The sequence below is a fragment of the Vibrio mangrovi genome (genome assembly GCF_024346955.1).
GTDB classification, from domain to species: Bacteria; Pseudomonadota; Gammaproteobacteria; order Enterobacterales; family Vibrionaceae; genus Vibrio; species Vibrio mangrovi.
On sequence record NZ_AP024883.1, the window covers coordinates 247,851 to 263,631 of the forward strand.

At 34.4% G+C, this 15,781-nt stretch carries 15 protein-coding genes; 8 read left to right on the top strand and 7 right to left on the bottom strand.

Features of this window, described 5'->3' with window-relative positions; genetic code table 11:
- Positions 1–3: 3 nt before the first annotated feature.
- The 7 genes from OCU74_RS01115 to rfaD all read right to left on the bottom strand — a co-directional run bounded on the left by OCU74_RS01115 (position 4) and on the right by rfaD (position 7,590).
- On the bottom strand, positions 4–786 hold the full coding sequence (locus OCU74_RS01115; RefSeq protein ID WP_087481584.1) for a glycosyltransferase family 32 protein: 783 nt from the start codon (positions 784–786) through the stop codon (positions 4–6).
- The gene (locus OCU74_RS01120) at positions 783–2,036 is read right to left on the bottom strand and encodes an O-antigen ligase family protein (protein WP_087481583.1); all 1,254 of its coding nucleotides are present in this window, start codon (positions 2,034–2,036) and stop codon (positions 783–785) included. Before OCU74_RS01120 ends, OCU74_RS01115 begins: the two co-directional genes overlap by 4 nt.
- Positions 2,027–3,049, bottom strand: coding sequence for a glycosyltransferase family 9 protein (locus tag OCU74_RS01125; RefSeq protein ID WP_087481582.1), 1,023 nt, complete (start codon positions 3,047–3,049; stop codon positions 2,027–2,029). The genes OCU74_RS01120 and OCU74_RS01125 overlap by 10 nt, the downstream gene beginning before the upstream one ends.
- A gap of 8 nt (positions 3,050–3,057) precedes the next feature.
- Positions 3,058–4,089, bottom strand: coding sequence for a lipopolysaccharide heptosyltransferase II (waaF, locus tag OCU74_RS01130; RefSeq protein ID WP_087481668.1), 1,032 nt, complete (start codon positions 4,087–4,089; stop codon positions 3,058–3,060).
- A 74-nt stretch (positions 4,090–4,163) separates the two neighbouring features.
- Positions 4,164–5,279, bottom strand: coding sequence for a glycosyltransferase family 4 protein (locus OCU74_RS01135; RefSeq protein ID WP_261856152.1), 1,116 nt, complete (start codon positions 5,277–5,279; stop codon positions 4,164–4,166).
- A 121-nt stretch (positions 5,280–5,400) separates the two neighbouring features.
- Positions 5,401–6,567, bottom strand: a complete 1,167-nt coding sequence (locus OCU74_RS01140; RefSeq protein ID WP_087481580.1) for a nucleotide sugar dehydrogenase — start codon at positions 6,565–6,567, stop codon at positions 5,401–5,403.
- 81 nt (positions 6,568–6,648) lie between these two features.
- Positions 6,649–7,590, bottom strand: coding sequence for an ADP-glyceromanno-heptose 6-epimerase (rfaD, locus tag OCU74_RS01145; RefSeq protein WP_087481579.1), 942 nt, complete (start codon positions 7,588–7,590; stop codon positions 6,649–6,651).
- A gap of 270 nt (positions 7,591–7,860) precedes the next feature.
- Between rfaD and OCU74_RS01150 the strand changes: the two genes are divergently transcribed.
- Genes OCU74_RS01150 through OCU74_RS01185 form a run of 8 tightly spaced genes read left to right on the top strand, consistent with a single transcriptional unit; the run spans position 7,861 to position 15,772 of the window.
- A complete protein-coding gene (locus OCU74_RS01150; RefSeq protein ID WP_087481578.1) occupies positions 7,861–8,232 on the top strand; it encodes an HAD hydrolase family protein in 372 nt (123 codons plus the stop codon).
- A complete protein-coding gene (locus OCU74_RS01155) occupies positions 8,232–9,821 on the top strand; it encodes an aminoglycoside phosphotransferase family protein (RefSeq protein WP_087481577.1) in 1,590 nt (529 codons plus the stop codon). The genes OCU74_RS01150 and OCU74_RS01155 overlap by 1 nt, the downstream gene beginning before the upstream one ends.
- Positions 9,818–10,549, top strand: coding sequence for a glycosyltransferase family 2 protein (locus tag OCU74_RS01160; RefSeq protein WP_087481576.1), 732 nt, complete (start codon positions 9,818–9,820; stop codon positions 10,547–10,549). The genes OCU74_RS01155 and OCU74_RS01160 overlap by 4 nt, the downstream gene beginning before the upstream one ends.
- Before the next feature lies 1 nt (position 10,550).
- Complete coding sequence (locus tag OCU74_RS01165; RefSeq protein WP_159457437.1) at positions 10,551–11,318, top strand: glycosyltransferase; 768 nt, start codon at positions 10,551–10,553, stop codon at positions 11,316–11,318.
- Positions 11,319–11,347: 29 nt separating this feature from the next.
- Complete coding sequence (locus tag OCU74_RS01170; protein ID WP_087481574.1) at positions 11,348–12,181, top strand: ABC transporter permease; 834 nt, start codon at positions 11,348–11,350, stop codon at positions 12,179–12,181.
- Between the two features lie 4 nt (positions 12,182–12,185).
- A complete protein-coding gene (locus OCU74_RS01175; protein ID WP_087481573.1) occupies positions 12,186–13,379 on the top strand; it encodes an ABC transporter ATP-binding protein in 1,194 nt (397 codons plus the stop codon).
- On the top strand, positions 13,380–14,981 hold the full coding sequence (locus tag OCU74_RS01180; protein WP_087481572.1) for an HAD-IA family hydrolase: 1,602 nt from the start codon (positions 13,380–13,382) through the stop codon (positions 14,979–14,981).
- Positions 14,972–15,772, top strand: coding sequence for a class I SAM-dependent methyltransferase (locus tag OCU74_RS01185; protein WP_087481571.1), 801 nt, complete (start codon positions 14,972–14,974; stop codon positions 15,770–15,772). The genes OCU74_RS01180 and OCU74_RS01185 overlap by 10 nt, the downstream gene beginning before the upstream one ends.
- Positions 15,773–15,781 lie beyond the last annotated feature (9 nt).

A 15,781-nucleotide genomic window follows, 5' to 3' on the forward strand; every position in this document is an offset into this window, starting at 1 on the left:
TTTTTATTTTTTAATTAGGTTTTTTGGATCTTGATGTGTCCATTTGCCTTGGGGTTTATCTAAATACTGGAAATGCTCATTGGTGAAAGTTCCTTGAATACAAACATAATTCCGACCAAGGGCATGAACTTTTTTTCCCTGTAACACCGAATTTAATGCTTCTGGGCCTGTTGTGCCATATACACCTTTTTTGACATCGTAGTTCTCAATGTTATGGACAATCGTATCCATGATCAATTTATAATGAGGATTGTTTGGGACTGTCGCCAGGAAAAAATTGGTGTAATCTGTATTTCCCTTTTTGAACTTGATATATAGTGCTTCCTGCTCATTTTTTAAAAGCTTACGTAGGGGCCAGACAAGTGTAGCATCGATGTCCATATAGATGCCACCTTGTTGGTGAAGAACTGTTAGGCGCCATAAGTCAGCTTGTGCAGCACCATCTGTTAGCTGTTGATAGGCCCTGTAAACATGCTCAGGAGCATGATCTCGCATGAAAATCTCCCGGTCTTCAGTACTGACATACCGATAATCATAATCCAGAGACATCAGGCGGTTGAACAGATAGTTCAGGTAAACAGGCAATGTGCAACGATTTGAATAGTTTGTCTGCCAGATTGTTCTGGGGATCTTTCCAGTATTACTCCAACCGACTTTAGCTTTTGAATATACAGGTATTGTGAAACGAGTTCGAGGGAATAGCAGATGAAATGGATAAGATAGCATCTTGAAAAGATTCCCGATTAGTCTGATGCAGCGATTTGTAATAAATATAGCTATATTCATGAGACACTCTCGTTAATTGTTGTATTATCTGAATAGCCCTTTAGATCATTTCTAGTAAAGTTGATTAGAGTAATCAGTATAAAACCATAAAATGTACTGATTAAGTTTTGCTCTAAAGGTACTTCTGTTAAACAAAATATAGAAAATCCTAATACAAAAATAAAGCCACTAAAAGCATGTATAGATTTGTTGATATTTTTTAAAAAATAAAATAATGGAATAAATATTAATGAGATGAAAGCTAATATTCCCAAAATGCCATTGCTGGCTAACATTTCAAAGTATTGATTGTGTGCATGTGCTCGGGTGATTGTCATTGGCCAAGAACTAATTTTTCCCTCTCTATATAATTCTCGGATAGTTTCTTCCCTTTGAGCATATGTTTGACCTATTAATGGACTTTTAATAAATGATTGTGTTGCAGAATACCATAGCTGGATTCGTCCACCGGATGACTCTGATGCTGAAATGTTACCAGATATGATCTCATTGAATTCAACCACTGTAAGGTCTATTCTATCTTGGATCTTATGGGAAGAAAAATAAATAGAAAAAAAAGATATGGACATAATTATCAATACTTTAACAGTATTTTTTAATCTATTTTCTTTTGAGTGGAGTGCAATGCTAAAAAATATAAGGATAGGTATGGCAAATATAGCACCTCTTGTTACTGTAAGTAATGTTGTATAGCATAAAATAACAAAAGATAGCCATAGTAATTTTTTGATGTGACTACTACTGGATAATGTTAAAGCTAAAAAAGCTAATGAACAGGATAAATAACCAAAATTAATGCTATATAGATATCCGTCAACTCTTGTCATATCTTTTATATAAAATTGATATATTGAAATTATAAGGGTACCAATAGAACCAAAAAATACTCCCCAATCAAGATATGTTCTTGGCTCTTTATTCTCATTAATAACCTCTTTAATGAAAAAATAAATGGGTATGATCAATAAATAACGCGATGCGCCTTTAAAATATCTAGCTGTTCCCATATCATATATATATATAGGGATATTAGATATAAAATAAGCCGAGAGTATGGTTATAACCATCCAGTCCAGTTTATTTAAGGGAGAGACTTTATTCTCTCTAATCAGATACCATGTGGAGGTTAATAGTATGATTATGACAGCACCAATACTTAAATTACTTGTGCATAAAAGTAATGCTGGGACTAAAAATAAGCAATAGTTAAATATTTTTCTGTAGTATGTTTTTTCCATTTTTACTTCCATGATAAAACTTCATTTTTTATTGCCTGATATATTTTTTGCGTACTTGGTATACTTCCATCAGGAGTCATTACGATATAATGTTTTTCATAGTTTGGCGTATATCTAAAAGGAACAGTGGAATAAAAAATACCGACAGTTGGTGTATGTGTTGCTATTGCTACGTTTCTTACGCCAGTATCCGGGCTTACAAGTATAGAGGCTTTAGCTACCAGCTTGATTAGTTCTTCTAATGGGAGGCAAGCTTGAATAGAGAAATTAGAGTATTTCTTTAGCCCCTCAAGAAAATCACCTTTTTCAAAGGTATTTTTACCTTCTAAAAAAATATGTTTAATATTAGAGTGACTCTCTAAAGATAACTCAATTAATTCTTTCATTTGTTGCTGACTAAGAATTTTTGATGTTTGAGATGCACCATTAAAGAATAATATAAATGGTTCTTCTCTATCTATTTCAACTCTATTATCCGGATAATTAAAATTGAGAGGGTAAGTTGGGTTGTGTCCAAGTAGTTTTAACATGTCTAGCATGCATTCAACTTCAGGTTGGAAATCTGAACGTGGGACACAGACATTGTACAGAACTCCCCGAAGATAATACTTATAAGGAAAACCAATTTTTAGTTTGGCTTTACTGAGTGCCATCATCCAGTGTGAACGATTGGTACTGGCCAAATCAAAAATGATATCTTGCTCTCCCAGATCGATAATATTCTTGATTTTATCGAATACGGAAGTATCTTCCTTTTTGTCTTTTCCTGGCATAATATGCACACGATCTACTAAATCATCTGGCATGCCATATTGGTAGTTGGATACAGCAACAAGAGTAATTTGGGCGTTAGGAAAATACTTTCTGGCTTCGATTAAAAAGGGACGGGTGATAACCTGATCACCTAATGCTGCGTGTCTGATGACCGCTATTTTTTGTATTTTCTGTGGGGAAAAATCCTCAGCTAAATACTTTCTGGCTTTTTTTGTTGCGAAAGCTCCACGCTCAAACCATTGATATTCCATTACTATTCTTATTTTGTTTGTTGAGTTTTAAGACGATTGATGACTTTATCTGGCGTCAGTTGATTAAGACAGTTCAGGTGCCCATATGGACATTCTCTTTTAAAACATGGTCTACATTCTATATCAGTGTTCAATGTAATCACATTATCTGACAACGCCGGTGTGTATTGAGGTGAGCTGGAGCCATAAATGGCAACAATATTACAATCGACAGCAGCAGCAATGTGCATCAACCCTGAATCATTACTGACTACAGTATGGCAACAAGCTAGCAAATCGACCACCTCAATCAGGGTGGTTTTTCCTGCCAGATCAAAACAATGTGACTGATGTTCTGTTGAGAGTAAATCTCGGATGTTTTGGGTAACCTCTTGATCCTTCTGTGAGCCAAACAACCAGATTTGTTTACCACGCGTGATTAAGTCTGCTGCCAGTTCTGCATAGTAATGAGATGGCCATCTTTTAGCTGGCCCAAATTCTGCTCCGGGGCATAAACCGAAAATTTCTCGGTCAGAGATTAAAGAAAAACGTTGTCGTAAGATATCCTGCTGTTTTGGGTTAATGGTTAGCTTTGGTTTAAGACACTTTTCTAATGTAACTTCGGCCTGCATTGCACTTTTGGTACTTGCCAGTGCAACATAGCGCTCTACCATATATTGAAACACCCGCTTGTCAGGTCTCAGATCGTTCAGTAGACCATAACGCATTTCCCCTTTCCATCCGGTACGAGTAGGAATACCGGCAAATAAAGGGATCAATGCTGATTTTGCAGAATTTGGAAGAATAAAAGCATGAGTGTAGTGGTTACTGGCTAACTGACGACCGATTCTCCACCGTTTGGCTAAACTAAAATCGCCATGGCCGACGGGCATATCAATGGCGTTATCGACTTCAGGCATCCGTTCAAGAATCGGACCGCACCATGCCGGTGCTAAAACATCAATTGTAGATTTTGGGTGACGACTCTTGAGTTCACGATACAAACTCTGTGACATCACCATATCCCCTACCCATGAGGGACCGATTACCAGAATCTTCATTTGCATGATTTTACAACTACTCATCTAAATTGGGGGCATAGTACCATCTGCGTGGTGTTATAGTAAGACTCGGTCTATTGTTCCTGATAGTAATGTAGCAGATTTTGAGTATGTGTCTGTATCGAAAACTCTTTACATGCCCTCACTCTGGCTGACACTGCGTTATTTTTTGCTTCTTCATAGTGTTCATAGCTTTCCAGAATTGCATGAGCTATGGATTCATCACTTGTGGGTGAACAATACTGAGCGTAACTTTCCAGAAGTTCAGGTAATGCTCCGGTATTTGCTGCGACGATTGGGCGTTGGGCAGCCATTGTTTCTATGGCCGTTAAGCCGAATGCTTCATTAGCATAAGGCAGACAAACTATATCCATAATGGCCAGAAGCTGTTGTGTGTCCTGACGAAATCCGGTAAAGATAACTTCGCCGGTTAAATCTAAGGATTGAATGACTTGTTTTACCTGAGCCAGGTAATCTAAATCGCAACCTTGTGAGGCTTCCAGTCCACCAACAATGACCAGTTTACTATGAGGAAGGCTTTGCCGAACACGAGCGAAAGCTTTAACCAGTTCGATTTGTCCTTTCCCCGGACTAATCCGACCAATTGTACCGATAACAAAATCATTTTCCGGAAGTGAGACTGATTGTTTTATTGTCGCGAGTTCACTGGTAGACAGTTCTGTTTTTTCAGGAATATCTGTTCCTAACCATAGGCGGGCTATCTTCTCCGGTGGGACAGGAAGCGCATTGAGATTTCTCTGGTATGTTTCGTCACTGATAGATAATACCTGATCGACGTGTTGATAAACCCAGCGATGGAAGAAATCTTTTTTACTTCTTTTTACTCCCATGTGTTCGGTGAATATGACTTTTACCGGAACAAATTGTTTGATGAGTGCAGCGATCAATAGGTCGCCGGATTTATGACAATGAATGACATTGATCTGATGATGTTTCACCCACTGGATAAGAGAGAATAGTTTAGTGCCGATTAAGTGAGCTTTGCTGTTTGCTGTATACAGGGAGATGTTGTTGGTTTTCATTCCAGCTTCAACTTGTGTCCCTGCCAGACATAGACCGAATACCTGATAACCTGCAGAAAGGAACTGATGACCCATTTTGATAGGGTACATTTCTAAGCCTCCCCATCCTTTTGACAAGCATATATGTAATATTACGGGGTCTCTCACTATCCTCTCCTATTGAAAAAACTTATGTATACATTCTACAACATTGGGAGACGACTCGTTAACTTCTTGAGAAAAAATGAGTTCTGACATAGTCACCAGAACTCATCATGGTTAAGCACAATCAGTCGGAACCGAACAGATCCCGGGTGTACACTTTATCTGCAACCTCAGAGAGATCGTCAGACATGCGGTTTGAAATAATGATATCCGATATCTGTTTAAATTCATCCAAATCACGTATGACCCGTGAGTTAAAGAACTGATTCTCTTTCATCGCTGGTTCGTAAATTACAATATCAAGTCCTTTTGCTTTGAGCCGTTTCATGATCCCCTGAACAGATGACGCCCGAAAGTTATCTGAGCCGGACTTCATGATCAGACGATAGATCCCTACTGTTTGTGGATTTTTTTTCAGAATACTTTCTGCGATGAAATCTTTACGAGTACGGTTTGCATCGACAATCGCTGCAATAATATTATTGGGAACTGTATCGTAGTTTGCCAATAGTTGCTTCGTATCTTTTGGCAGACAGTAGCCGCCATAGCCGAAAGAAGGGTTGTTATAATGATTTCCGATTCGCGGATCGAGACAAACACCTTCAATAATTTGACGAGTATCCATGCCATGGGCTTCTGCGTAAGAATCCAGTTCATTAAAGTAAGCAACTCGCATGGCCAGGTAAGTATTTGAAAATAGTTTGACGGCTTCTGCTTCTGTTGCGTTGGTGAAAAGTACCTGAATATCTTCTTTCTTTGCGCCTTCCACAAGCAGGCCGGCAAAGATTTTTGCCCGGTCACTCTGTTCTCCGACAATAATCCGGGATGGATAAAGGTTGTCATAGAGTGCTTTTCCTTCACGGAGGAATTCAGGCGAGAAAATAATGTTCTGGCAATTGAACTGCTGTTTGATTCGCTCGGTGTAGCCGACCGGAATCGTTGATTTGATTATCATGGTTGCTTCAGGATTGATTGTCATGACATCCTGAATGACGGCTTCGACTGTCGCAGTATTAAAGTAGTTGGTTTGCGGGTCATAATCGGTTGGTGTAGCGATGATTACAAAAGCAGCTCCACGATATGCTTCTTCTTTATCCAGTGTTGCTTTGAAATCAAGTTCTCGTGATGATAAAAATTCTTCGATTTCTTTGTCTATGATTGGAGATTTCCGATCATTTAACAGTGCAACTTTTTCCTCAATAACATCTAATGCAACAACAGTATGATTCTGGGCAAGCAGGATCGCATTCGATAACCCCACATACCCAGTTCCTGCAACAGCAATTTTCATAACGAACTCCCAACCTAACGTATTAAAAATGAGACACTTGGTCATCATACAAGCATCTCAATGATTGGGAATAGATGAGCGTTACTGATTGATGATGTGTAAATATTCTGAGACACCCTCTGCGACAGTTTTGAACTGAATATCACATCCTGCCGCACGTAGCTTAGTGAGATCTGCCTGGGTGAACTCCTGATAAGCACCTTTAAGATGCTCCGGAAACGGAATAGTTTCGATGACGCCACAGCCATGATGCTTAATTACTGCTTTAGCAACTTCTTCAAATGACTCTGCTTTACCTGTGCCACAGTTGAAAATTCCGGAAACACCATTTTCCCAGAACCATAAGTTCACCTGACAAACATCACCGACATAAATAAAGTCACGGATAAAATGATGGCTGCCTTCGAATAGTTTGGGGTTTTCTCCCGCATTCATTTGGTTGTTCAGGTGGAAAGCGACTGATGCCATGGAACCTTTATGATTTTCCCGAGGTCCGTAAACGTTAAAGTAGCGAAACCCAGTAATCTGAGAGAGTTTCTCTCCATTTACTTCTGCATCTTCCCAAAGGCGACGAACATAATTATCAAACTGTTGTTTAGAGTAGCCATAAACATTCAGGGCACCTTCGTACTCCGGCGATTCAATGAATGTATTCGTTTCTCCGTATGTTGCAGCAGATGAAGCGTAGAGAAATGGGATTTCTCTATCCAAACAGTAATGAAGTAGCTCTTTTGAATACTCATAGTTATTGAGCATCATGTATTTGCCATCCCATTCAGTTGTCGCCGAACATGCACCTTCATGGAAGACCGCTTCAATAGGACCAAAATCATCACCAGCCATGATCTGTGCTAAAAAGTCATCACGATCCATATAGTCTGCTATGCTCAGGTCAACGAGGTTTTTAAACTTTTTGCCATTTTTGAGATGGTCAACGACAAGGATATCGTCAAATCCTTTGTCATTCAGGGCTTTTACGATGTTGCTGCCAATCATGCCAGCACCGCCAGTTACGATGATCATCTATTTGTCCCATAAATATTTTTTAATTGTAGCTATTATAACTACATTTGGGGCAGTAACCACAAAATTTGGCATAAAAGAGTGGATGTCGCATGAGCTTGTCAATTGATGTAGTATAGTCGACCTTGTCAGCAGCTATAATACCATATGTGATACACAGAGCATTTTCCTATGGGGCTTTGGTAACCTAAACTAAGGGCGGTAGCGTGGTTCCGAGTATTGTGCTGAATAGAGACTATTAACTAAGCAGTGATAACTTAAGAGAGTAGCATGAAAAAGCTTATTGTTGATCTGGATGGAACACTGACGAAGGCTGATACGCCTGATTATAGAAAGGTAAAACCTCGATTAGATGTTATTGACCAATTAAAAAAATATAAAGAACAGGGTTTTGAAATCGTTATATCTACAGCTAGAAACATGCGAACGTATGAGGGTAATATTGGGAAAATCAATATCTATACATTGCCAATCATTACTGAATGGTTATCTATGCATGATGTACCTTATGATGAAATTCTGGTTGGGAAACCTTGGTGTGGTCATGAAGGTTTTTACATAGATGATAGAGCTGTGAGGCCATCTGAATTTGTTTCAAAAACTTTTGATGAGATTAATGCTTTGTTTGAACTGGAGAAATAATGTTTCTTATTATGTCTGCCGCGTATGTAGGGCAAGAATTAGAATCGGAATTTGGGCGGTTACCACCAAGTTTCTTACCACTGGGGAACCAGCGGCTATTTAAGCACCAAATTAATAGTATCCCTGAAAACTATGAAATATATTTATCCATTCCAGAGTCATATGATGTGACAGAATGTGATATTAAGTGGTTAGATAAACATGATATTCATATAATTAAGACTCCAGACAATCTTACATTAGGTGCATCTCTAGTCGCTGCTTTAAATTTATCAGAGCAAGGTCTAGACAAAGATTTGCATATTCTCTTTGGAGATACGCTTATACCAGAATTATCGGAGTTTGTGAATTTTCATAATGATATTATTGGTGTATCAACAATAAAAGAAAACTATAATTGGACTGAACTTCAAGGTAATAAAATTCAGTGGATTGATATCAAAAATGACAAATTAACAGATAAAGTTATAGTTAATGGGTATTTTAAAATAAGTAAGCCTAGAGCATTTGTTAAGGCAATAACTAAATCACATTGGGATTTTATTGATGGGTTAAACCTCTATCAAAATGATAATAACGTAAAAGAGGTATTGGTTAATAAATGGTTGGATTTTGGTCATGTAAATACTTATTATCAATCAAAGTCTGAATTTACTACTCAAAGAGCTTTCAATGACTTGTCTATATGTCAAGATTGGATAGAAAAATCAAGTGCAAAAAATATAAAGATTAAAGCTGAAGCTAACTGGTTTAAGTCAATTCCTGATGAAATGAAAATATTTATTCCTCAATTTCTTGGTGATAATGATACTAGAGGAGAGTATTCATATAGATTAGAATATCTATACTATACTGCTTTGAATGAGTTATATGTGTTTTCATTGCTTCCTGAAATTAAGTGGGAGCAAATTATAGATAGTTGTTTGTCATTTATTAAGTTATGTAGAGATTATAATTATAATGGAGCATCTATAAACTCATTAAAAAATTTGTTTGGAGAGAAAACTCTAGAAAGAGTAAATGAATTTTGTGCAGATAAAAAAATTGATACATTTACTAAATGGAATTTTAATGGTGAGAAAATATCAATAGATGATTTGATTTATTTATCAAACAAATATCTACCCCAAGATGAAGAAATAACTTTATTACACGGTGATTTTTGTTTTTCAAATATCCTTTATGATTTTCGCTCTCAAAGAATTAAAGTAATAGATCCCCGAGGAATTACACCAAGTAATGACTTCAGTATCTACGGCGATTACCGTTATGATTTGGCAAAATTGAGTCATTCTATTATTGGATTATATGACAGAATAATTGCTGGTTACTATAGTATTGATATTAACTATAATAGTCACGATATACAATTTTCTTTAGATGGGGAAAGATACTATTTAGCAATTCAACAGATATTTGTTGATAAGATAAATAAATATTTTAACCTCAATGAAATGAATTTATTGGCAATGCAGATTCATCTATTTATTTCTATGCTCCCATTACATGCAGATGATCATTTGAGACAGGATGCATTGTTTGCTAATGCGTTTAGGTTGTACCAAAAAATGAAGGAGTTTGAAATATGATTGTAATACCGATGGCTGGACTTAGCTCAAGGTTTTTTAACGCTGGTTATGAAAAACCTAAGTATATGCTTGAAGCACATGGTAGTAGTCTTTTCGAACACTCTGTTAATAGTTTTAAGAGATACTTCGACAATGAATTTTTCCTATTCGTTGTTCATAATATGTATGAAACTAAAGAATTTGTTAATCAGAAATGTGTAAAGCTAGGTATTAAGAACTATGAAGTATATGAACTGAGGAATAAAACTAGGGGACAAGCTGAGACTGTTGCTACTGCTCTTAATGATTTAAAACTAACAGATATGGATAGTTTGGTTATTTTTAATATTGATACATTCCGTCCGAATTTTTATTTTCCTACGATAACAGATAAGTGTGACGGTTATTTGGAGGTTTTTAAAGGGGAAGGTGAACACTGGTCTTTTGCATTATGTGAACAAGACGACTCAGATCGAGTAATTAAGACTACAGAAAAGGAAAGAATTTCTGAGTGGTGTAGCACTGGACTATATTACTTTAAATCAGCCTCTATATTCTTAGATGCATATAATAGTTATATAAGACAACCCAAAGAAACTTGGGCTAAAGGGGAAATTTATATTGCGCCGCTGTATAACTTTTTAATTAAAGAAAACTATGATATAAGAATTAATCCTATCAATAGCAATGATGTTATATTTTGTGGCACACCTTCAGAGTATACTGATTATTTAGATAGAGAATTATAAATTGTCTTTAATAAAATATAGTATAGTCATACCAATATACAATACCTATAAATTTCTTGACAGGTTAATAGAATCTATTCCTAGAAGAAATGATCTGGAACTTATATTTGTCGATGACAGTGAAAACAAAAATATAAATTATATCAATGATAGAGCAGATGCAAGTGGTTTGAATTTTAAAGTTTTATATAATAATAAAAACATGGGAGTTACTTACTCTAGAAATAAGGGATATTTAAATTCAAAAGGTGATTATATAATTTTCTTAGACTCTGATGATGTCTTGTTAGATGATGCAATAGATAAGATTGACAAGCAGTTAGAAAAGGAAATATGTGATGTTTATTTATTTCGTGTCTGTGATGAAAATAATTTATTGGTAGGAAAGAGATTAACCTCTGAGATAAAATATAATAATAGTGTTGAATTCTTAAGTTCTTATGGTATTGGGGAATGTCTAGTCGTTGTTAAAAAACATAATGGTATACTTCCATTTTTGGGTATACTAAAAGGTCATGAATTATGTGGTCTGTTTATATTTTTAAGACAGTTAGATCATGGTTCTGCATTATTAAGTGGTGACATTGTTAGAATGTATTATCAGGATAATCATTATAGTTTGAGTAAAAAAAATAACTTTAAGAAAAGGTTTAGAGCAATAGCATTAGGACATTATATTATTTTTTCTCGATTAATGAAGAGTAAACATATACTTCTATCCGTTCCATGGCTTATTAAAGCTATTGTTAGATTTGTTCAAAGTAGATAGAAAATTTCATTTAAGGTTTTATTTTATATATGAGTGCTGAATATAAAAAAGTTACAGTAATTGAAGCTGGAAGGAAAAAACCTTTTCTTCGCGAGTTATACTCTTTTAGAGGACTTCTATATTTTTTATCTTTGAGAGATGTTTTAGTTAGGTATAAACAAACTGTCTTAGGTATAATGTGGGCTATTGTCAGGCCATTTTTTACGATGATCGTGTTTACTACTGTTTTTGGTAAACTTGCTCATTTCGAAGAACATTCTCAAGCTCCATATGCACTAGTTGTTTTTGCTGGGTTATTACCTTGGCAATTTTTTTCTACAGCCTTTCAACAAATTAGTGATAGCTTTATTCAAAATTCATCCTTGATATCAAAAATATATTTCCCTAGAATCATTATACCCTTGAGCTCACTGATAACATCAGTTGTTGATTTGATTATTTCTCTATTTATTTTAATGGGGTTAATGGTTTACTATAACTATATACCAGATACTAGAATATTCATGTTGCCATTTTTTATTTTGTTGGCATCATTTATCTCTATTGGGTTTGGTCTATTTATGGCCACTTTTAACGTCTATTATCGTGATTTTAGATATATAATTCCATTCTGTATTCAGTTAGGGTTATATATATCACCTGTTGGATTTTCAAGTGATGTAATCCCGGAAAAATGGCGTTTTCTATATTCCCTAAACCCTATGGTTGGTGTTATTGATGGTTTTAGATGGTGTATTTTAAAACAAGATATAAGTTTCTATTGGCCTGGATTGATTACATCTATTATCTTTATTCTTATTATTTTTATTATTGGTCTTCATGCTTTTAGAAAGATGGAGAGGACTTTTGTAGATAGAATTTAATATTATGAATATGAAAGAAAATTTAGCGATTAAAATTGAAAATGTAAGTAAAAGATATAAAATAAGAGAAGATAATACTGGACAGTATTCTACTTTAAGAGAACAAATATATAATCTATTTAAGCGAACAAATAAATCTAGAGAGAAAGATTTTTGGGCATTAAATAATATCAATTTAGATATCAATAAAGGTGACCGAGTTGCATTAATTGGGCATAATGGAGCTGGCAAGTCTACTTTACTAAAAATACTAAGTTCAATTACTGAGCCGACATCTGGTCATATTGAAATTCATGGTAGCGTCACTAGTTTATTAGAAGTAGGTACAGGATTTCATCCAGAACTGACAGGCCGAGAAAATATATTTTTAAATGGTTCTATCATGGGTATGTCTAGGAGAGATATCCAATATAAATTTAATGATATTGTTGACTTTGCTGGTATTGTTGAATTTATTGATACTCCCTTGAAACGATATTCATCTGGTATGCAAGCTCGCTTGGGGTTTGCTGTAGCGGCTCATCTGCATTCTGATATTATGATTGTCGATGAAGTGTTGGCTGTTGGAGATATTTCATTTCAACAAAAATGTATAGGAAAAATGGATGAAATATCTAAGGGTGAAGGGCGAACAATTCTCTTTGTATCTCATAACTTACATGCAGTAAAACAACTATGTAATAAAGGTGTTGTTCTTGATAAAGGTGAAATTAAATTTTCTGGGGATATTGAGGATGCGAGTAATTATTACATAAATAATAGTCTTAACAAGTCAAATTTAATATATAAATCTAATTCTGGGGATGTTGAGCTATTAAACGTTGATGCACCAGAAAAAGTAGACTCTGGAAGTGATTGGACAGTCAGGTTTAAATTTAATGCAAAGGCTAATTTAGATGGTGTTATCTTTGATTTTGGACTATATAACCGGGAGTATTCCCCAATATCGCATGTACAGGGTATGTATAATCACGAGCCATTTAATATCAAAAAAGGTGACTTTTACATAACTGCCACCTCTAAACATGTTAATTTAAATACAGGTCAATATATGATCGGTATATACCTTGTTACATTGAAAGGCAAAATCCTCCTAGATGTTTTAGATATATCAGCAGGCACTATTGTAAATGTTCCACATTATACTGGAAAAGCAGCGTTTATATCAAATGAGGCTACCATAACAATGGAGCAGTAGATGTTTAAAAAATTAATTAATAATTATGATATTATTAGTTTTGATGTTTTCGATACATTAGTTACGAGATGTTTCTTAAAACCAGATGATGTTTTTCGATATATTGAATATAGAGAAGATGCTGAGGGGTTTGTTTGTGCAAGAAAACAGGCTGAGTCTAATGCATTTAACAGAGATAATGGTTTAAAATGCTATGAAGTAACTCTAGAAGAAATATATGAACAAATACCAGGCAAGTATAAATTTTTAAAAGATATTGAGCTGGAAATTGAAAAAAAATGTATTATTGTTAATCCAGTAGGGTGCGAATTATATCTGGATGCGATTTCAAAGGGAAAACAAATAATTATTGTTTCTGATAGTTACTTACCCAAAACATTTATTGAAAATATTCTTCATGATCTTGGATACATATCGTTTAATAATTTATTCGTTTCATCTGAAGTGAATAAAACAAAAAGAAATGGTAATTTATATTCTGATGTTATTCAAAAATTTAAAAAAGAGAAAATTCTGCATATAGGAGATAATTATCATTCTGATTTCATTATTCCACAAGAAATAGGGATAAATGCTATACACTTGAATGAACGTAGTTATGATAATTGTTTTTCAAACCATAACTCCAGAGTATTTCAGTTCTTTGAATCCAATACAGATCAGTCTTTACTAGCTAAAACTTCTATTTTGGCTAAGATGGATTTACTTCGATTCAGAAATGAAGATGAAAATAATTTTTGGAACAATGTGGGTTTTTGTTATGCTGGACCGATGATTTTTTCATTTCTCAAATGGATTGAGAATAATGCTCATGAGAAAGAAATTACACACATACTATTTGTTGCTAGAGATGGATACTTTTTAAATGAATTTTTTAGTAAAATTAATTCTAATATAAGTACTACCTATCTATATCTTAATAGAGCTATTATTGATAGTTTATCTAATGATGATTGTAACAAAGAGAAATATATAAAGTATTTAAAAAGTATAGTATCTTCGAATAAGATCATGGTTGTGGATGTAGGTACTAATAATTTTTCAATGCAAAAATTTTTGATTGAACATGGAATAGATTGTGTTGGGAGCTATTGGTGTACCGGCAGAGATGTAGATGAACTCGAGTATAGTAAGTTTTTTAAAAGTACTTCAATACCTAATATAGACAGTTTTTTTGGCTCTGGATTAATTGAATTTTTTATGACATCACCAGAACCACCAATAGTTGATGTGGCAATAAATAATCATCTTCTTCCTATATATGCTTCACAAATATTACCATATGAAAAGTATAGAATTAGTGTGTTACAAGAAATGATGGTGGGAATTCAGAACTATAGTAAATATTATTTAAAATATATAAAACAACTGGATTTTTTATTTAGTAGTGATGATATTATAAATTGGAACTTATTTTGGCTTAACTATCCATCCAATGAAGAGAAAGAAGAGTTTGGGAAAATTTATCATGCCTCAGATGATGAACATGTCAAATACTCCCCTCAGTTTAACTTTACATCGAGTGTAAATAAAGTTGATGAGATTAAAACGATAAAGAGATATTTAGTTTTATTAAAGAATAGGTTGACAAGATGGATATAAAACCAGAAGACATAGATTATTCATTACATTATAAAAATTGGCATAATGATGATACTAGGGAAAATGATATATCTTATTATAGTCATTATCTGGAAAGACATAATTTATATCCAGAAAAAATGGAATCAAATATTTTAGAGATAGGATGTGGATTCGGGAATTTATTAACTTCTTTGTTAAGAAAAGGGTATGAGAAACAAATAGGAATTGATATAGACTCTAGTCAAATTGAGCATTGTAAAAAATATGGTTTGAATGTAGAGCATATATCTTCCTCTGATTTTTTTTATGAGTCTAAAGAAAGTTTTGACTCTATATTCTTATTTGATGTTTTAGAGCACATGCCTAAACCAGAGCAATTATCACTACTTAGAGATATTTTTAATGCTTTAAGTGATGATGGGATCTTCGCATTATCTGTGCCTAATGCTTTAACTCCATTGGCAAGTTATTTTGAAAATATAGACTGGACACATTATTGCTGCTTTTCTCCAGTATCATTGAGTTTTGTGCTTAAAAACTCTGGATTTAGATATATTGTTCTCCGTCCAACTCACAAAGAGAGTTCCAAGCTTAGGGAGCTGAAGAAACCATGGATTGATTTATATAAGGAAGAATTTCAGATTGATAACCCAATACTTACACCTTCAATAGTTGCTGTATGCTTTAAATCAGAAAAGGCAATGAAAAAATATTTAGAAAATGCAGAAGACTTAATGAAATTTGATTATGTAAAAAGGTCTATTTTTCATCGAGTGAAAAATAAAATTAGAGCATTAGTCAGTAAATAATATTATTTG